Source organism: Pseudomonas sp. DCA-1, from assembly GCF_046523955.1.
Lineage (GTDB): Bacteria > Pseudomonadota > Gammaproteobacteria > Pseudomonadales > Pseudomonadaceae > Aquipseudomonas > Aquipseudomonas putida_Y.
In genome coordinates this window covers 3686098-3704335 of sequence record NZ_CP169881.1, presented here as the reverse complement: position 1 = coordinate 3704335, position 18238 = coordinate 3686098, and the positions used below count along the sequence as shown (strand labels likewise).

Sequence of the window (18238 nt, the reverse complement as noted above, 5' to 3'; positions counted from 1 at the left end):
AACCACCTACGATCAGGTACTCAGGCATGACCAAACGCATCCTGCACGTCGTTACCAACGTTGCCCATTACAGCGACCCAAGTCATCCCACGGGGTTGTGGTTGAGTGAGCTGACGCATGCCTGGCATGTGTTCGCTGGCAGAGGTTACGAACAGCACTTGGTGAGCCCGCAGGGTGGAAAATCCCCACTCGAGCCGCGTTCGCTCAAGTGGCCATTGCTCGATGGCACGGCCAAAGCCTGGTTGAACGACCCGGCGGCAATGGCACGTCTTGCCAACACCTCAAGTCCGCAAGCGTTAGTGTCATCAGACTTCGACGCCATCTATTTTACCGGTGGCCATGCGGTGATGTGGGACTTCCCTGAGGACGATGGTTTGCAGCGACTGACCCGCGAGATCTACGAGCGTGGTGGCGTTGTCTCTTCGGTTTGCCATGGCTATTGCGGGTTGCTCAATACTCGGCTGTCTGATGGTCGTCTCCTGGTCGAGGGGCGTCGTCTGACGGGCTATGCCTGGATCGAAGAAGTGCTGGCGGGCGTGGCGAGCAAGGTCCCATACAATGCCGAGCAAGAAATGAAACGCCGTGGGGCGCGCTACGAGAAAGCACTCTTGCCATTCACTTCCAATGTGGTCGTCGATGGCCGCTTGGTGACAGGCCAGAACCCACAATCTGCCAAAGCAACTGCCGAGCAGGTAGCTGCACTGTTACAGGAGAAGACTGCGTGAGATCCCTCGCTTAACGAGAGGAACGACGTCTTCGCCATAGAGTGGTACGTCTGACACTACGGTGATTCGGCACAGGCCTTTGTAGGAGCGGGTTCACCCGCGAAAGGGCCAGGCCTGCCGGCAATTTCCACCAGCCGTTCACTGTTGCCGCCGCCACGCGGGTAAACCCGCTCCTTGCAGGCGACCGCGCACGCCTTTCAAATGTTGAGCAAGACAGTTGCTCTCACAGCGGGGCGGGTAAGCCTCGCGATGCCAAAGATCAGGGTTCAGCAAAGTTCAGTTACAAACATGTAAACTTCGTAAGTAAGATTTACTCGCATTTGCGATTCTCTATATTTACCAACCCTGTTGGCCGCCAGACTGAGTGTGCGGGGCCGGTGGGCGAGGGCTCCCGGTTTCCGACAGGGATGTGCCTTTTCGCTCATGAATCGCAGGAGATGTACCCATGCAGTGTAGAACTTCACCCAACAGCCTGGCCCTGGCGTTCGTCGCGCTGGCGTCGCCGGCCATGATGGCGACCGCGGCAGAGTCCGAGGAGCGACGTGCGGGTGAGGTACTGGAAGTGCCCGTCGCCGACAACGCACTGGTGATCCAGGACACCCTGATCACCGCCGAGCGCGAGGCGCGACAGGCCCTGGGCACGTCGATCATCACCGCCGAAGACATCAAGCGCCACCCGCCAGCCAATGACCTGTCCGACATCATCCGTCGCGAGCCTGGGGTTAACCTGACCGGCAACAGTGCCAGTGGCGCACGCGGAAACAACCGCCAGATCGACCTGCGCGGCATGGGCCCGGAAAACACGCTGATCCTCATCGACGGCAAGCCATCCAGTGCGCGTAACGCCGTGCGCTATGGTTGGAACGGTGACCGTGATACTCGGGGTGAAACCAACTGGGTGCCGGCCGAAGCGGTCGAGCGCATCGAGATCTTGCGTGGCCCGGCCGCCGCACGCTACGGCTCCGGCGCCATGGGCGGGGTGGTCAACATCATCACCAAGCGCCCTTCCGACGAGCTGAAAGGCAGCGTCAGCCTGTACACGCAGCTGCCCGAAGACAGCGCGGAAGGCGCCAGCCGCCGAGCCAACTTCAACCTAGGTGGCGGCCTGACCGATAACCTTGGTTTCCGCCTGTACGGCGGCCTGGCCAAGACTGACGCCGACGATCTGGACATCAACGCCGGGCATGCCACCAGCGCCCTGGTAGCGGGGCGGGAGGGGGTGCGCAACAAGGACATCAACGGCCTGCTGAGCTGGAAACTGAACGACGAGCACCGCCTGGAAGCCAGTGCCGGCTACAGCCGTCAGGGCAACATTTTTGCCGGTGACACCATGAACAGCAACGGCGGCGGCGACGTCGACTTCGTCTCCAGCCTCTACGGCCACGAAACCAACGTGATGCAGCGCAGTACTTACGACCTGACCCACCTCGGTGATTTCACCTGGGGTACCAGCAAGACCACGCTGGCCTACGAGTACGTGCGCAACTGGCGCCTGAACGAGGGCCTGGCAGGCCGCACCGAAGGTGCCCCCAACGACGAAGGTGGGGCCATGTCACGTTTGCGCAACACACGTTTGAGCAGTGAAGTGAACCTGCCGTTCGCCATGGGCAGCGCAGAACATGTGCTTACCGTGGGCGGCGAGTACCTGTACGAAGCCCTCAACGACCAAGGTTCGTTGCGCCCGCAAAGCTCCGACCCCGCCAACAATGACGGCCTTGTCGGCTTCGATCGCAGCAGCTCGAAGATGACCGCACGCAGCTATGCGCTGTTTGTCGAAGACAACATCATCGTTGGCGACACCACCCTTACGCCGGGCCTGCGTTTCGACCACCACGAAACCTTCGGTGACAACTTCAGCCCCAGCCTGAACCTGTCGCACAAGCTCACCGAAGCGCTGTCGGTAAAAGGCGGCATCGCCCGTGCCTACAAGGTTCCGAACCTGTACCAGTCCAACCCCAACTACCTGCTGTACAGCCGCGGTAATGGCTGCAGCGTGCAACAGACCAACAATGGTGGCTGTTACCTGCAGGGCAACGCCGACCTCAAGCCCGAGATCAGCGTCAACAAGGAAATCGGCCTGCTGTACGACCGTGGTACCTGGCGCACCAGTGCCACCTACTTCCGCAACGACTACAAGAACAAGATCATCGGTGATACCGATGTGCTTTACACCATAGGTACCGGCAGCCGCGTGACGCAGTGGGACAACGCTGGCAAGGCGCGGGTGGAAGGTGTCGAAGGCAACTTCTTCATCGAGGTGACTCCGACCCTGGACTGGAACACCAACCTGACCTGGATGCTCGACAACGATAATCGCGAAACGGGCGAGCCGCTGTCGGTGATCCCGGAATACACCGTCAACACCAGCCTCGACTGGCGCGCCACCGAACAATTGTCATTCCAGCTGGCAGGTACTTACTTCGGCAAGCAGAAATCACCGACCTACAACTACCGCACCCAGCAGGACTACGACAAGACCGCCCAGCAGGACGTCGAGGCCTATGGCCTGGTGGACGTGAGCGCCGGGTACAGGTTCAACGCCAACTACGATGTGCGTGTAGGTGTGAACAACGTGTTCGACAAGCAGATCCTGCGTGGCGGCAATGCCAGCAGCTCGGGGGCAAACACGTATAACCAGCCGGGCAGGGCGTTGTTTGCTGCGCTGAATATCAGCTTCTGATCCGAGGGGCTGCTGTGCGGCCCATACGCGGGCAAGTCGGGTCGACGACATTGTTGCAGCCAAAAGTCTCGCAGCATGCTAAACCATGCGCCCCAGCCCGCTGCGAGAAATGCCTGGTGAAAGCCGTCCGCCTGACCCTGATCTGCCATGCCCTGACCCAGGCCCAGAAGACCGGGCGCCTGCACCATTCTGACGATGGCATCCTGCCGCTAGAGCAAGAGTCAGGCGCCGACCGTTCAGGCGCGCAGTTGCTGAGTGCGCCAGAGCGGCGGGCCTGCGAGACGGCGGCGTGGTTAACGGGGGCGGTACAGATCGAGCCGGGATTGGCCGATTGTGACCTCGGGCGTTGGCAGGGTTTGTCGCTGAAACAGCTGCAAGCCGAGCAACCGCAGGCGTTGGCAGAATGGCTGCAGGATCCGGCCAGTGCCGTGCATGGTGGCGAGTCGTTCACTGCGCTATGCCAGCGCCTGGCCGCCTGGCTGGCGGCCTTCGACAGGCCGGGTGACTGGCTGGCGGTGACCCACCCGATGGTTATACGGGCCATGCTGGTACAGGTGCTAGGGTGTCCGTTGAGTGCCGGGCAGCGTATCGACGTGCTGCCGTTGTCACGCCTGGAACTGAGCTTTACCGGGCAGTGGCGGTTGCGCCTGGGCTAAGGCTCAGAACGCCAGCTTGTAACCGATCAGCAGCAGCATCGCTGCCAGGCAAGGGCGCAGCACGCGGTCGGAAATTCGCCCGGTGAGGTGGCTACCCAGATAGATGCCCGGCAGCGAGCCCAGCAGCAGATAGCCCAGCAGCGACCAATCCATGTTGCCCATGCCCGCGTGGCCCAGGCCTGCTACCAAGGTCAGTGGCACGGCGTGGGCAATTTCGGTACCGACCAGGCGACGGGTGACCAGGAACGGGTACAGCAGGAACAGCGCCACCGTACCCAGGGCGCCAGCACCGATGGAGGTGAGGGTGACCATTACCCCAAGCACCACGCCGGTCAGCACTGTGAGGGTGTTCAGGCTGCGGTTGCTGAGGTGGTAGTGATCACCGGCGTGGCGGCTGGCGAAGGCCTGCAGGCGCGATTTGAACAGGATGGCCAGCGCGGTCAGGATCAGCACCACCGCCAGGCCTTGCTTGATGATGGCGTTGAGCGCCGAGGTATCGGTGTGCAGGGTGCTGAGGAACCACAGGGTCAGCGCCGCTGCGGGCACGCTGCCCATGCTGAGCAGGCCGGTGATCTTCCAGTCGATGTTCTTGTTGCGCGCGTGCACCCAGACACCACTGGCCTTGCTGATCGCTGCATACAGCAGGTCGGTGCCGACAGCGGTCGCCGGGTGGATGCCAAACCACAACAGGATCGGGGTCATCAGCGAGCCGCCACCGACGCCGGTCATACCGACGATGAAGCCCACGACCAGGCCAGCAATGGTAAAACCGAAAGAACCTACATCCATACGCTACTCGACTGCCCAACTTTGCCCGTTATCGGATGCCAGTCAGCATATAGATTTTTTTATAGCCAAATAGACTTGTTCGTTATTAGGTTATAACCGCGCTTGCCTTGGCAGGTGCGCCCGATCAACGATCAGTCATCACTACCATGACATGGGCATCACCACCGTCATCGCTTTCCGACAGGTAGATGTGGCCCACCTGGCTGTCGAAATACGCCGTCTCCTGCGGCCCGATACTCACCGCTTCTCCGGTCTCGAACTCGATGCGCACGCGCCCACTCAGCACCAGAGCGAATTCTTGCCCGGGGTGGCGGATAAAGTCGTCGAACTGGCCGCGCTCGCGGGCCATGATGCGGGCATAGGCCGGTGTCATGCACCGTCCGGGGAAGTCCCCGGCAATCGGATAATAGTCGTAGGTGCCGGTCGAATAGCCCGCCGCAGCGGGCAGTGAATCGACCACCACGGTCACCGGCACCGGCGCGCTGACCGTACCACTGGCGCGAAACAGCTGGGCAATATCGACATTCAGCGCCCGCGCAGCAGCGGCGAGTTTTTCATAGCTGACCGACACCTGCGCCAGTTCCATCTTCGACAACGTGGACAGCGGCACGCCACTGGCTTCGGACAATTGCTTGAGGGTCATCTGGCGAGCCTTGCGCACCTGGCGCAGACGCTGGCCGACGACGGCACGGTCAAGCTGGGGTAGAGCTGCGGGCATTCAGGGATCTCGGCATGCGGCGGTGGTCGGGCATCTTACCTTGGACACTTGCGCATTTCTAAATTCTCATATATTAGAATTCTCATAAATGATAATTGGCTGGCAGGAGCGTGCATGACCCCGACCTACGACACCCTGATCATCGGTGCTGGCATTGCCGGCGCCTCACTGGGCTATCGCCTGGCCGGCGAGCAGCGTGTGCTGTTGCTCGAGCGTGAATCGCAGCCTGGCTACCATTCCACCGGGCGTTCGGCGGCCATGTTCATGGAGGCTTACGGCACCCCACAGATCCAGGCGCTGACCCGCGCCAGCCGGGCCTTCTACGAAGCGCCACCGCCGGGCTTCTGCGAGCACCCGCTGCTGGAGCCGCGAGGTTGTCTGTATGTGGCCGGCCTGGAGCAGCGTGAACTGCTTGAGCAAACCTACGCGCAGAACCTGGCCAATGGCACAGAAGTCAGCCTGCTTGACCGGGACGCGGCCTTGGCACTGGTACCCAGCTTGCGTGGCGAAGCCTTGGCCGGCGCGGTGCTTGAGCCGGGTGCGATGGACCTTGATGTACATGCCTTGCACCAAGGCTTCTTGCGTGGTTATCGCACTGCTGGCGGTGAACTGCGCTGTAACGCCGAGCTGATCAAGGCCTGGTACCTGGACGGCATGTGGCAGGTGGAGTTGGCGGATGGCAGCCGGCTGCAGGCCCGCCGCCTGGTCAATGCTGCAGGGGCCTGGGCGGACCGTGTGGCCGAGCAGTGCGGGGTGGCGCGTATCGGCTTGCAACCGTGCCGCCGTAGCGCCTTCACCTTCCCCGGCCCGGCAGAGCAAAACTTTGCCCGCTGGCCGGCGGTGATTGGCGTCGATGAAAGCTTCTACTTCAAGCCTGATGCCGGCCAACTGTTGGGGTCGCCAGCCAATGCCGACCCGGTTGAGCCACAGGATGCCGCGCCCGAGGAGTTCGACGTGGCCTTGGGTATTTACAACATTGAAGCCATGACCACCCTGGCGATCCGCCGCCCCAGCCACACCTGGGCCGGGCTGCGTTCGTTCGTTGCCGATGGCGACCTGGTGATCGGTTTCGATGCGCATGCACCCGCGTTTTTCTGGCTGGCGGCCCAGGGAGGCTATGGCATCCAGTCGGCAGCGGGCGCCTCGCGCCTGGCCGCCGATCTGCTGCTGGGCCAGCCCTTGTGTCCCGACCTTGTCAGCCAGGGCGTGGCGCCCGATCGCCTGTCCCCGGCCCGTTTCCAGCAACCCTGAAAGGAGCATCCCATGAGCAATGACATTCAGCGTTTCCCCAGTAGCCTGCCGTTCCCGTTTTCCCGCGCGGTAAAGGCCGGTGGCTTTCTGTTCCTCTCCGGGCAGGTGCCGATGAACACCGACGGCGAAGTGGTGCGCGGTGATATCCAGACTCAGACCCGTGCTGCCTGCGAGCGCATCGCCGAAAGCCTGGCGGCCTGTGGTGCGCGTTTCGACCAGGTGGTAAAGGTCACGGTCTGGCTGTCGGACATGCGCCATTTCGCCGGCTTCAACGAGGTGTACAAGACGTTCTTCGGCGCGGCGCTACCGGTGCGCTCCACCGTGGCTTCGGCGTTGGCCCTGGGCGTGGATGTGGAGATCGAAGTGCAGGCGTTCGTCGGCGACGCCTGACCGGGCAAAGCGCCCGTGTAGAGGCGACCGTGTGTCGTGATGGGCTGCAAGGCCGCCCCTGCGACAGGTATGCGACGGCAATGAAAAAACAACAATAAATCCAGAGGTTCACATGCAAGAGCAGCTGAAGATTGCCGGCGCATTTGTCGGCGTGATCGTGGGGGCGGGGTTCGCTTCAGGGCGGGAACTGTTGTTGTTCTTTGTCGATTTCGGCGTGTGGGGGTTGGCTGGCGCGTTGGTCAGTGCCGCCTTGTTCACCTTCCTCGGCATGGCGTTGGCGGGGCTGGGCAATCGCCAGCAGGCCACCTCGCACAAGGATGTGATCCTGGCCATCTGCGGCCGTCACCTGGGCATGTTCGTCGACTGGTTGATCACCTTTTTCATGTTCGCCGTCACCGTGGTCATGCTGGCCGGCGGTGGTGCATTGCTGGAGCAGCAGTTCGGCATCCCGGCCCTGACCGGCAGCGTGCTGGTGACGCTGGTGGTGGTCGGCATCGTGTGCCTGGACGTGCGCAGGATGATTCTTGCAATCGGCGCGATCACCCCCTTGCTGATCCTGGTGGCTTCAGCGATAGCGCTGTATGCCGTGATCACCCGCGAGCAGAGCTTTGCCGCGCTCGATCAGGTGGCTAGCCAGCAACAGGCCGGCACCCGTCATTGGTTGCTGGGTGCGTTCCTGTATGTGTCGTATAACATCGTGGCGGGCGCGCCGATCCTGGCCATCCTGGGCGGTTCGGCCAAGGGCGAGAAAGCGGCGGTGTGGGGAGGCCTGCTCGGCGGTGCGGCACTTGGCGGCCTGATGCTGGTGATGAGTGCCGGGCTGTTGTCGCGCCTGGACAGTGTGGCCGACCAGCCGATGCCGATGCTGTCGATTGCCAACGAGGTGTCACCACTGCTGGGGCTGGTGATGTGCCTGATCATCTTCGGCATGATCGTCAACACCGCGGTGGGCACGCTGTTTTCCTTCCTCTCGCGGCTGTTACCGGCGGGCACGACGACGTTCCGCTGGGGCTCGGTGGTGACCGGGGTGGTGGCGTTCGCCTGTAGCCTGGTGGGGTTCATCAGCCTGGTGGGCGAAGTGTACCCGTTGTTTGGCTACCTGGGCTTTGTGCTGATGGCGGCGGTGCTGCTGGCCTGGGTACGGCGGGGCAAGGCTGCGAAGGCAGTGGCTGCATAAGGGGCCGGTTCAGGCGACAACAGGCATAGGCCGTTGCCGCCTGAACCCGGCGTTTAAATCCTGAAGCTGCCCACCAACTGCTTCAAACGCCCGGCCTGCTGGGCCAGTTGGTCGCAATGGCGCAGGGTCTCGTTGAGGTTCTCCACCCCCTGCTGGTTCAGGGCGTTGATCTGGGTGATGTCCAGGTTGAGGCTCTCGACCACGGCGGTCTGTTCTTCGGTCGCTGTCGCCACCGACTGGTTCATGCCATCGATCTCGCCAATGCGCTGGGTTACGCTGGCCAGGCGTTCGCCGGCCTGGTTGGCCACCTGCACGGTCTGCTCGCTGGAGACCTGGCTGGTGTTCATGGTATGCACCGCTTCGCGCGAGCCGACCTGCAGGCTGGTGATCATGCGGTGGATTTCTTCCGCCGACTCCTGGGTACGGTGCGCCAGGTTACGCACTTCGTCGGCCACCACGGCAAAGCCACGGCCGGCTTCACCCGCACGAGCTGCTTCAATGGCCGCGTTCAGTGCCAGCAGGTTGGTCTGCTGAGAAATGCCCTTGATCACGTCGAGGATCTTGCCGATTTCGTCGGTGCTGGCGTTGAGGGTTTCGATTTGCGCGCACGACTCGCTGATCCGTTGTGACAGGGCAGTCATGGCGCTGATGGCTTCTTCAACCACTTCACGGCCACCGTGCGCCTGCTCGCTGGCACCGCTGGCATGTTGCGAAGCATCTGCGGCGTTGCGGGCGATTTCCTGGGTGGCGGCGCCCAGTTCGTTGATGGCCGCAGCGACGCTGTTGGTGCGCATGCTCTGTTCTTCAGAGCCGCTGATCGACGCATTGGAGGCGCTGACCACTTTCTCCGAAAGGTCATGTACCAGGCGGGTGGCCGAGGACACTTCGCTGATCGAGGCATGGATGCGCTCGACAAAGCGGTTGAACGAGGTAGCCAGCTCGCCGAACTCGTCCTTGTTCTGCACGGCCAGGCGGCGGGTAAGGTCACCTTCACCCTCGGCGATGTCGCGCATGGCGCGGCCCATGGTGGTCAGCGGGCTCATCAGCACAGGAATCAACAGGCCGAGCAGGCCGGCAATCGCGGCCACGGCGATCAGCATGGCGATGATCGCCGAGGTGCGGAACTGGCTGAGCGCGGCATAGGCCTTGTCCCTGTCGATCGACAGCCCGATGTACCACTGCGCCGAAGGCAGGCCGGCCACCGGGGCGAACGAGATGATGCGGTCCTGGCCGTCGAGCGTGACATCCTGCATGCCGGCGGCGACCCGCAGGTTGCTGCCTGGGTAGATGTCCTTGAGGTTCTTCATCACCTGGTCTTTGTTGGGGCTGACTATCACCTGGCCATTGGCGTCGGCCAGGAAGGCGTGACCGATGCCGCCGAAGTCGACCGAGTTGATGATCTCGACGAGGGTATCGAGGGTCACGTCACCGCCGACAACACCGATCAGTTCGCCATTGCGCTTGCTCTTCACCGGGGTGGCGATGGTCACCATCAGGCCACCGACTGCACCTTGGTACGGGGCGGTCAGCACGGTCTGCCCGGCGCTGGCGGCGGCGCCGTACCAAGGGCGCTGGCGCGGGTCGTAACCGGCGGGCATCTGGGTATCCGGGCGCTGGGTGAATACGCCGTTGGCCTGGCCCAAGTAGGTGAACAGGAAATTACGCGTGTAGGACGGCTGCTCGATCAGCCCTGCCAGAGTATCGCCGGCACCTTGCTGGCCGATGTCCTGGGCCAGGTTTTCCAGCACCAGGATGCGCCCGCTCATCCAGTTCTGGACGCTGCTGGCGGTCAGTGCCCCGGCCTGCTGCACCGAGGCTTCAATGTTCTGGCGGATGGTGTTGCGTTGCAGGTAGTCGTTGTAGAGCGTGAACAGGGCAAATGCCAAAACCACGACGCCGCAGGCGCTGAGCAGGATCTTGTGGCGAAATTTCAGGTTCATGTTTCGAGACCTTGAGCCAATGAGGGGAGGTCGCAGCGCGCTCATGACGCGATGCGAGGCCTGTCGCCCGAGATATCGGCTCAAGGGGTAAAAGATTGAAGTGCTTAGAGAAAATTCTTACAGACGTTGCGACGGACGGCAGTCACTGGTCAGCCAACTGCTCGATCAGCAGGCGGGCGGCCTGCTGCAGCGGCTGTTGTTTGCGCCACAGGATATGCACGGGCAGTTGCAACTCGTTGCGTGTATTGCGGAACTCCAGGCGTATCAGACGCCCGCTGGCCAGCAGCGGCGCGACCCGCGACAACGGCAGATCGCCCCAGCCCAGGCCCGCTTCCACCATCTGCAAAGCCAGGTCGAAGCTGTCGCTGGACCAGTGCGTGGCACCGATCAGCGGGCGAGGGTCAGCCAGCGGCAGGTCGCGGCTGCGCACCAGAATCTGACGCACCTGCGTCAGGTCTTCAAGGTAGTGGATACGCCCCTCACGCAATGCCGGGTGGGCCGGCGACAGGGTGGCTACCAGCGACTCCATGCCAATGTGCTGGAAGCCGCGTCGGGCATCGACCTGCAAACCGGCAAAGGCTACACAGAGGTCGGCACGGCCGCTGTCCAGCAAGTGCAGGGCCTCTTCCTGCGGAGCGCTGAGCAGGGCAATGTCCAGCAACGGGTAGCGCTCACCGAGGTTGGCGATGGCCGCCAGCAGCGGGCGGTGATCGATGTCGGGTACCACGGCCAGGGTCAGGCTGCTCTCCAGCCCTTGGGACAGCTCCAGGGCATGAACCTGCAGCAGCCCCAGTTGTTCGGCAATCAGCCTGGCGTGTGGCTTCAGGGCCAAGGCCTGTGCGGTTGGGCGAACTTCACGCGGGCCGCGTTCAAACAGGCTGTAGCCAAGGTCTGCCTCAAGGTTGCCAATGGCCATGCTCACCGCTGAAGGCACCCGCTTGAGGGCGCGCGCCGCGGAAGAAAACGAGCCGTGGTCGAGCACGGCCAGAAACAGCTGGATGTTGTCGCTGGAAAAGTTCATGGCAGCCTCCTGTCAGTTAATCTGATAGCTGCTGACTTTTGCTGTCAAGTGTATTGAAGCATGATCGCCCCCGTCGCTTTTTGTCTTTGGAGGTAACCCTCGGTGCAGGGATTGAAACGCAAGCTGGTCTACGTGACTTTCTATGAACTGATCGGGCTGTGCATGTCGACCCTTGGGCTGGCCTACCTGTCAGATACGCAGGCCTCCCATACCGGGCCGCTGGCGGTGATGATCACCACCATCGCCATGCTCTGGAACCTGGTCTATAACACCCTGTTCGAGTACTGGGAGAGCCGCCAGGCCAAGCGGGGGCGCAGCGTGGCGCGGCGGGTGGTGCATGCCATCGGCTTCCAGTTGACCCTGGTGGTGTACTTGATTCCGCTGATTGCCTGGTGGCTGGACATGACATTGCTGGAGGCGCTGCTGGTGGATATGGCGTTCATCATCCTGGTGCCGTGCTACACCTTTGCCTACAACTGGGCGTTTGATCGGGTGTTTGGTTTGCCACGCTCTGCCCTGGCTGCAGCTTGATATAGCCTTGCGCGGCGAACAAGCCAGCACAGGCCGCCACTAAGGTGGCAGGCGAATGATCAAAGGCGCCTGCTGCTGCTCAACCTGCTGTTCCATCGGCCGCGGCGCACTGGCCAGCAAGCTGTCCTCAACCTGCCCCGACAGGTAATAGACCCCCGCCATGGCGCCGCTCTGGCGGTTCTCCATCAACTCCTGCCATTCCTGGTTCAACGCCACGTTGAGAATCACCCGCAGCTGTTCGACCATCTGCGGGTGTTCACGGTCATGTGTCATCATCCCGTAACCGGCCGTAGCAATCGAAATCATCGCCCCCGCCACCTTGCCCACTGCCGATGCCACGGCACTGGCGATACCGCGTGGCGCCAGGGTGGCGCCGAGCTTTTCGCTGGCCTGGGTGGCCACCGAGTTAAGCCCGACATCGGTTCTGCCAGGGCCTTTGCTGGCCTGCTGATGCAAGTGCTGGCGCATGGCTTGCCAGGCCGGTTGCTGGTCCAGTGACTTGGCCCGCAGCAGCTGATAGAGGCTGGCATTGCGCGCATCCGGTGGCCCCAGGGCGATGGCGGGGATACGGTTGAGGCGCTGGCTGAACTGCTCGGGCGGCGCGTTGTAACGGCTGATGATGGCCGGCAGTTGCTGGCCGAGCAGTTGCAGATACAGTTCACAGGCGCGGTCACGGATGCCCTCGGGGTTGATCTGCTCGGCTACCGGCTCGATCACCCGCGCGTGATACTGCTCCTGCAGGTACAGGGCCAGGCGTTTTTCTGCCGGTTCCCGACCCTCGCCGCTGTCGAGCTTGTACCAGGCCACCTTGAGGGTGAGCCATTGCTGGGTCCAGTAACCCGTGAACCAGGGGATGAAGTCGCGCTCGGTGCGTTGTTGCACCTGCTCCTTCCACACCCGCATCGAGCGACGGGCATAGTCATTGGCCGAACCGGCGGCGCCGGCCGAGGCGTCGATCAGTTCCTGATCGATGCGTTGCCACGCCGCAGGGCTGAGTATTGTGGGCGGGGGCGGGGCAGGGGGACGCTTGCTGGCACAACCGCCGAAGGCCAGTAGAAGGCATAGCAACAGGAAGATTCGAGAACTCACGCGACCGCCTCCCTGGTAGAGGCTGGGCTGGTTCTCGCAGTATAGGGTGGGGTTATCGGGGCTGCTGTGCAGCCCATCGCCCGCTCAGCGCAGCTGCAAATGGTGCGTGAACGCGGCCTGAGCAGGAGCGATCGCGTAGTCTGATCGGATTATTCCAGGTCCAGCTTTTCCTCCAGGCGGTCAAGGTGCCTGTGCATCAACCCCAAGGCCGCTTCGGCATCACCTTGCTCCACGGCATCGATGATCGCCGCATGCTCTTGCCACGCGCAATGATCGCAGCACGGCGATTCGTAGCGAGCGATGATCAGCGAGGTCATCGGTACCAGCCCATTGAGAAATCGCGCCAGCGGCGCATTGGCCGCTACCTGCGCCAGTTTCAGGTGGAACTCGCCGCCCAGGCGGATCGCCGCGCAGCGTTCACCACTCTCATGGTGCTGGCGCTCGCGCTCCACCAGTTGCCGTAGCTGGCGTACCTGCGCCGGCCGGGCGCGTTGCGCGGCCAGTGTGATCAGCGTGGTTTCGGCCAGGCGCCGGGCACTGAGCACCTGGCGTGCCTGGTCTGGGTCAGGCGCGGCCAGATGGGCGGTGTGGCTGGGGCGCTGCACCACCACCTGCTGGTCGGACAGGCGCCCGAGCACGCGGCGGATCACCGTGCGGCTGACACCAAATGCATGGCCCAGCGCCTGCTCGGGCAACAGGCTGCCCGGGGGCAGGCGCTGTTCGAGAATGGCGTCGAACAGCCGCGGGTAAATCTGCTCGGCCGACAGACGGGTTTCGCCGGCCGCGAGCAGGGCAGGCAAGTGGGGGGCGGCGTTCATGGTCACTCTCCTGAGGTCATGGATGTGGATGTTCGTCCGGGATATTCAGCGCGATGCCCATGCGCAGCCCTTCGGCCACGATATGCTGACGCATCTGGGCACTGGCCTGGGCGCTGCTGCGTTCGCGAATGGCACGTACCACCGCTTCGTTCTCCTTCAGCCGCGCGGCCAGGTGCTCTGGCGAGTTGCGCAGCATGTCGGCGCTTTGCTTCAGGGCATTGCCGGTTTGCTGCACCACGCTCTGGAAAATCGGGTTGGTGGTCAGGGCGAACAGCGCTTCATGGAAGGCAATGTAGGCTTTGACCCCGGCTTCGCTGTCATCGGCCTCCAGCGCTTCGCGCATGTCCATCAGGGTCAGGCGCAGCTGGCCGATGTCCTGGCTGTTGGCCGATTGCGCCACCAGGCCGACGATGAACGGTTCGAGTGTGTAGCGCAGTTCCAGTACGTCGGCCAGGCTGGCCGCGGCACTGACTTCCCCACCCGACGCCTGGGCATCGGCGTCCAGCACCAACACACCCTTGCCGGGCAACGAGCGCACCAGGCCCAGTGTTTCCAGCACGGTTACCGCTTCGCGCAGGCTGGGGCGGCTGATGCCCAGTTGTTCGGCCAGTTCGCGCTGGCCGGGCAGCATGTCGCCGGTGCGCCATTGGCCGCGGGCCAGGGCCTGGCGGAGTTTTTCCACCACTGAGTTGACGACGGTTGATGAGCTGATCACGTTTCGCTCCTGGAAGGGCCGGCGTCAATGCCGGCCACGTTCGCTCAGAATTCCTGTTGATGGGCGTTGGGTTGCTTGCGTGGCGCGGGGGCAAAGCCAGGCTTGCCGTCGAGCACGTTCTGCGCGCGCTCCAGGTCAATGTCCTTCTCCCAGCGGGCAATGGCCACGGTGGCTACGCAGTTGCCGATCAGGTTGGTCAACGCCCGGCCGATACCCATGAACCAGTCCACCGCCAGCACCAGTACCAGGCCTACCACAGGGATCGCCGGTACCGCAGTCAGGGTGGCGGCAAGAATCACCAGTGCCGAGCCTGGGATGCCGTGAGCCCCCTTGGAAGTCACCAGCGACACCAGCAGGATGGTCAGCAGGTCGGTCATTTCCAGTGGCGTGCCGGTGGCGTTGGCGATGAACACGATGGCCAGGGTCAGGTAAATGGAGAAACCATCGAGGTTGAACGAGTAGCCGGTAGGGATCACCAGGCCAACCGTTGAACTGCCAATACCCAGGTGCTCAAGCTTGCGCATGATCTGTGGCAGCACGGCGTCGGAAGAGGCGGTGCCCAGGACGATGGTCAGCTCTTCACGCAGGTACTTGATCAACGGCAGCAGTTTAAGGCCCGACAAGCGCATGACGGTGCCCAGCACGATCAGTACGAAGCCGGCACAGGTCAGGTAGAACAGCGCCACCAGCCCGCCCAGGTGCTGCAGCGACTCCAGGCCATACTTGCTGGTGGTGAAGGCGATGGCGCCGAACACGCCGATCGGCGCCAGGCGCACGATCATGCCCATGATGCGGAAGATCACATGGCTCAGTTCATTGATCAGTCGCGAGATGCCGGCGGCCGAGTCACCCACCAGGTTCAGCGCGCTGCCGAACAGCACCGAGAACAGCAGCACCTGAAGAATGTTGTTGTCGGCGAATGCACCGATCACCGAGGTGGGGATCAGGTCCATGAAGAACGCCGTGGCGCCATGGATGTGCTGGCCGCGCTCGGCCAGGCCGTTGGCATCGGCGGCGGACAGTTGATCCAGGTGAATATTGGCACCGCTGCCAATGCCACTGCTGAAGGCGAACACCAGGCCAATCACCAGCGCGAGGGTAGTCAGCACTTCGAAGTAGATCACCGACTTCAGGCCGATGCGCCCGACCTTTTTCAGGTCGCCCGCACCCGAAATGCCGCTGACCACCACGCAGAACACGATCAGGCCGATGAGCATCTTGATCAGCTTGATGAAGCCGTCGCCGAGGGGTTTGAGTTGCAGGGAGAGGTCGGGGAAGCTCAGACCGCAGGCGATGCCGAGGGCAAGGCCAAGTACGACTTGCAGGAAAATCGAACGCGAGCACCATTTGAGCATGGGAGGAGTCTCTGATCGGTGTCCTTGCTTCGGTAGCCGCACGGGGCGAAAGAGCGCAGGACTTAATTATTGTGGTCTTACCGGTTTGTTCAGCGCGAGGCCATAAAAGCGCGAAAAATCCTCGATTGCAAGGTTTTTTGGCCTTACCGGTCTGACCAGTTGTGGGGCAATCCGGCCTGCCATGCTCTAGATCGGTGCGTGCCGTGAAAGTGGGCGCGTGAAATAGCTCAGGGCTTGGCCAGTGCCTGGTCAACTGCTGCAATCAGCTTGCCAAGATCTTTAGGCGGGGCGTTGTGGATGACGCCGAACAGGTAGGCGCGCTGCTCCTCTTCGTCGTCCGGTTCTGCGAAGAAGTCCTTGGGCTTGACGCCCAGCACCTGGGCAAACGCCAAGATTGCATCGATGCTGGGGGTGTAGGTGCTGGTTTCGAAACGGCTGATGGTCTTGGGGTCGAAGCCGGTCCGTTCGGCCAGTTGTGCCTGGGTCAGGCCCGCCAGCTTGCGGTAGCGGCGCAGGGCGATACCCAAAGCTGATCTCGTCATCGCTTAATTCCCATTTAGAATCAAGAACTTAACGATATCTATCCATGTGGCGCAACGCCATGATCGATCACCTTTGTTTTATTTATGTGATGAATTTCGTAGAATTCATGGTCTGACCGGTTAGTCATCGTCCTCTTCCTTGTGCCGTTCGGCCTCGTGCCTCAACGGCAGGAAGCGCTTTTGCCTATTGGAACTGATCGCCATGAATCGGTTCCGGTGGCCGTCGATGAATGGATACCGGCTTGTCATTGAATGGAGTCTCATCGTGCGCCTCAACTTGCCGGTAACCCCGGTCGAGCAACGTTTCCCCCCTCATCAGCGGCTGATTTCTGCTACCGATACCGCCAGCCTGATCACCTACTGCAACCCTGAGTTTGCCGCCATCAGTGGCTACAGCGAGGCCGAACTGATCGGCAGCCCGCACAACCTGGTGCGCCACCCGGACATGCCGCCAGCGGTGTACGAGTTGATGTGGCGCTACCTGAAAGCCGGGAAGAGCTGGATGGGTATCGTCAAGAATCGCTGCCGTAACGGCGACTACTACTGGGTCAATGCTTACGTCACGCCCATCCTCGAAGGAGGTCGGGTTGTGGGTTACGAGTCGGTGCGCGTATGCCCCACGCGGGAGCAAGTCGCCCGTGCCGAAGTGCTGTATGCGCGGCTGCGCAACGGTCAGGCGGCATTGCCTGCGTCGCGCCGGCTGAGCTTGCTGATGCAGGCCTTGGCCTTGCCACTGGCCGGCGGGCTGCTGGCGGTAGGCGCAAACCAGTTGTGGCCCGGTCTGGTGGGGCAGGGGCTGACCCTGGGTCTGTTCGTGGCCTGCGGCCTGTGGGCGCGCAACGCCCTCGGGCGGCAGCTACAGCAGATTGTGCAGGGCGCCGAAGGTGCCTTCGCCGACCCGGTTGCAGCCTTGACCTACAGCGACCTGACGGGTGCTGCCGGGCAGTTGCAACTGATGCTGATCAGCGAAGAGGCACGTCTGAAAACCGCCTTGACGCGGCTAAGCGACCTGGCCGGACAAATGGCCGTGGCTGCTCGCGATGCCGGGCAGTTGTCGCGCAGCACCGAGGCGGCATTGCTGGAGCAGCGCGCCGAAACCGACCTGAGCGCCACCGCAATGAACCAGATGGCCGCCTCCATTGGCGAAGTGGCCAACCACGTGCAGTTGACCGCCGCCGAGGCACACACGGCCCACCTGCTGGCCGAACAAGGTAGCCAGGTAGCCGATGCAAGCGGTGCGGCCATTCGTAACTTGGCCAGCACTGTGGCGCAGATCAACCAGGCGGTCAGCCACCTGGCTGGTCAGACTGGCGCCATCGCCGAGGCAGCCGGGATGATCCGTGGCATTGCCGAGCAGACCAACCTGCTGGCCCTCAACGCCGCCATCGAGGCAGCCCGTGCGGGTGAGCAGGGCCGCGGCTTTGCCGTGGTCGCCGACGAGGTGCGGGCACTGGCCGACAAGACTCGCCAGTCCACCCTGCACATCCAGGCCATAATCGATGCCTTGCGCAGTGGCGCCGAGGAAGCCGTGGCGATCGCCAGCCACGGCATCGACGGTGCCGAGCAAGGTGTTGTCCAGGTGCAGGAGGCCCGGCAAGCGCTGCATGGTATTCGTGACGCGGTACAGCGCATCAGCGATATGAGCCAGCAGATGGCCGCCGCCTCGCAGCAGCAGTCGGCGGTGGCAGAAGACGTTTCGCGGCAAATCAACGGCGTTGCCGGTATTGCCCAGCACAGCGCCCACAGCGCCAACGCCGCCGCCTCGCGCGGCACCGAACTGGAACATGTATGCGCCGGATTGCGCGCCCTGGTGGAGCGCTTCAACCGCTAAGGCAGGATGC

16 protein-coding genes and 3 pseudogenes are annotated in these 18238 nt (G+C 62.7%); 9 read left to right on the top strand and 10 right to left on the bottom strand.

What is annotated here, in order from left to right:
- Positions 1-26: 26 nt before the first annotated feature.
- The 3 genes from ACE4QZ_RS17475 (at position 27) to ACE4QZ_RS17465 (ending at position 4061) form a co-directional block, all read left to right on the top strand.
- Positions 27-725, top strand: coding sequence for a type 1 glutamine amidotransferase domain-containing protein (locus ACE4QZ_RS17475; protein WP_021785526.1), 699 nt, complete (start codon positions 27-29; stop codon positions 723-725).
- 445 nt (positions 726-1170) lie between these two features.
- Positions 1171-3405 (top strand): TonB-dependent siderophore receptor, encoded by a 2235-nt coding sequence (locus ACE4QZ_RS17470; RefSeq protein WP_021785525.1) that lies wholly within the window; start codon positions 1171-1173, stop codon positions 3403-3405.
- Positions 3406-3521: 116 nt separating this feature from the next.
- Positions 3522-4061 (top strand): histidine phosphatase family protein, encoded by a 540-nt coding sequence (locus ACE4QZ_RS17465; RefSeq protein ID WP_021785524.1) that lies wholly within the window; start codon positions 3522-3524, stop codon positions 4059-4061.
- 3 nt (positions 4062-4064) lie between these two features.
- On the opposite strand, the gene ACE4QZ_RS17460 is transcribed toward ACE4QZ_RS17465, so the two are convergent.
- Positions 4065-4850 (bottom strand): sulfite exporter TauE/SafE family protein, encoded by a 786-nt coding sequence (locus ACE4QZ_RS17460; RefSeq protein WP_279935304.1) that lies wholly within the window; start codon positions 4848-4850, stop codon positions 4065-4067.
- Between the two features lie 124 nt (positions 4851-4974).
- The gene (locus ACE4QZ_RS17455; RefSeq protein ID WP_021785522.1) at positions 4975-5568 is read right to left on the bottom strand and encodes a helix-turn-helix domain-containing protein; all 594 of its coding nucleotides are present in this window, start codon (positions 5566-5568) and stop codon (positions 4975-4977) included.
- Positions 5569-5682: 114 nt separating this feature from the next.
- Here ACE4QZ_RS17455 and ACE4QZ_RS17450 point away from each other — a divergent pair, with 114 nt between their 5' ends.
- The 3 genes from ACE4QZ_RS17450 (at position 5683) to ACE4QZ_RS17440 (ending at position 8386) form a co-directional block, all read left to right on the top strand.
- Positions 5683-6819, top strand: a complete 1137-nt coding sequence (locus tag ACE4QZ_RS17450; protein WP_021785521.1) for an NAD(P)/FAD-dependent oxidoreductase — start codon at positions 5683-5685, stop codon at positions 6817-6819.
- Positions 6820-6831: 12 nt separating this feature from the next.
- Positions 6832-7209: a RidA family protein gene (locus ACE4QZ_RS17445; protein ID WP_021785520.1), complete on the top strand. Its 378-nt coding sequence runs from the start codon at positions 6832-6834 to the stop codon at positions 7207-7209.
- Between the two features lie 112 nt (positions 7210-7321).
- Positions 7322-8386 (top strand): hypothetical protein, encoded by a 1065-nt coding sequence (locus ACE4QZ_RS17440; protein WP_021785519.1) that lies wholly within the window; start codon positions 7322-7324, stop codon positions 8384-8386.
- A 53-nt stretch (positions 8387-8439) separates the two neighbouring features.
- Here ACE4QZ_RS17440 and mcpA (ACE4QZ_RS17435) read toward each other — a convergent pair.
- The 3 genes and pseudogenes from mcpA (ACE4QZ_RS17435) to ACE4QZ_RS17425 all read right to left on the bottom strand — a co-directional run.
- A pseudogene (gene mcpA / locus ACE4QZ_RS17435) lies at positions 8440-9036 on the bottom strand (methyl-accepting chemotaxis protein McpA); the annotation flags it as partial.
- 306 nt (positions 9037-9342) lie between these two features.
- Positions 9343-10326: pseudogene (gene mcpA, locus ACE4QZ_RS17430) on the bottom strand (methyl-accepting chemotaxis protein McpA); the annotation flags it as partial.
- Positions 10327-10468: 142 nt separating this feature from the next.
- Entirely contained in the window at positions 10469-11347 is an 879-nt protein-coding gene (locus ACE4QZ_RS17425) for a LysR family transcriptional regulator (protein WP_021785517.1), read from the bottom strand.
- A gap of 102 nt (positions 11348-11449) precedes the next feature.
- Between ACE4QZ_RS17425 and ACE4QZ_RS17420 the strand changes: the two genes are divergently transcribed.
- Positions 11450-11878 carry a PACE efflux transporter gene (locus ACE4QZ_RS17420; RefSeq protein WP_021785516.1) on the top strand — a complete coding sequence of 143 codons (429 nt, stop codon included), beginning with the start codon at positions 11450-11452 and terminating at the stop codon, positions 11876-11878.
- A gap of 39 nt (positions 11879-11917) precedes the next feature.
- Here the strand turns inward: ACE4QZ_RS17420 and ACE4QZ_RS17415 are convergent, their stop codons facing one another.
- The 5 genes from ACE4QZ_RS17415 to ACE4QZ_RS17395 all read right to left on the bottom strand — a co-directional run bounded on the left by ACE4QZ_RS17415 (position 11918) and on the right by ACE4QZ_RS17395 (position 16397).
- Positions 11918-12967: a hypothetical protein gene (locus ACE4QZ_RS17415; RefSeq protein WP_021785515.1), complete on the bottom strand. Its 1050-nt coding sequence runs from the start codon at positions 12965-12967 to the stop codon at positions 11918-11920.
- 149 nt (positions 12968-13116) lie between these two features.
- On the bottom strand, positions 13117-13785 hold the full coding sequence (locus ACE4QZ_RS17410) for a GntR family transcriptional regulator (RefSeq protein ID WP_021785514.1): 669 nt from the start codon (positions 13783-13785) through the stop codon (positions 13117-13119).
- A gap of 16 nt (positions 13786-13801) precedes the next feature.
- Entirely contained in the window at positions 13802-14500 is a 699-nt protein-coding gene (locus tag ACE4QZ_RS17405; protein ID WP_021785513.1) for a FadR/GntR family transcriptional regulator, read from the bottom strand.
- A gap of 44 nt (positions 14501-14544) precedes the next feature.
- A complete protein-coding gene (locus ACE4QZ_RS17400; RefSeq protein WP_021785512.1) occupies positions 14545-15855 on the bottom strand; it encodes a C4-dicarboxylate transporter DctA in 1311 nt (436 codons plus the stop codon).
- 227 nt (positions 15856-16082) lie between these two features.
- The gene (locus tag ACE4QZ_RS17395) at positions 16083-16397 is read right to left on the bottom strand and encodes a helix-turn-helix domain-containing protein (RefSeq protein WP_028697376.1); all 315 of its coding nucleotides are present in this window, start codon (positions 16395-16397) and stop codon (positions 16083-16085) included.
- 202 nt (positions 16398-16599) lie between these two features.
- Between ACE4QZ_RS17395 and ACE4QZ_RS17390 the strand changes: the two are divergent.
- A pseudogene (locus ACE4QZ_RS17390) lies at positions 16600-16944 on the top strand (PAS domain-containing protein); the annotation flags it as partial.
- 165 nt (positions 16945-17109) lie between these two features.
- On the top strand, positions 17110-18228 hold the full coding sequence (locus ACE4QZ_RS17385) for a methyl-accepting chemotaxis protein (protein WP_410480460.1): 1119 nt from the start codon (positions 17110-17112) through the stop codon (positions 18226-18228).
- Positions 18229-18238: the final 10 nt, after the last annotated feature.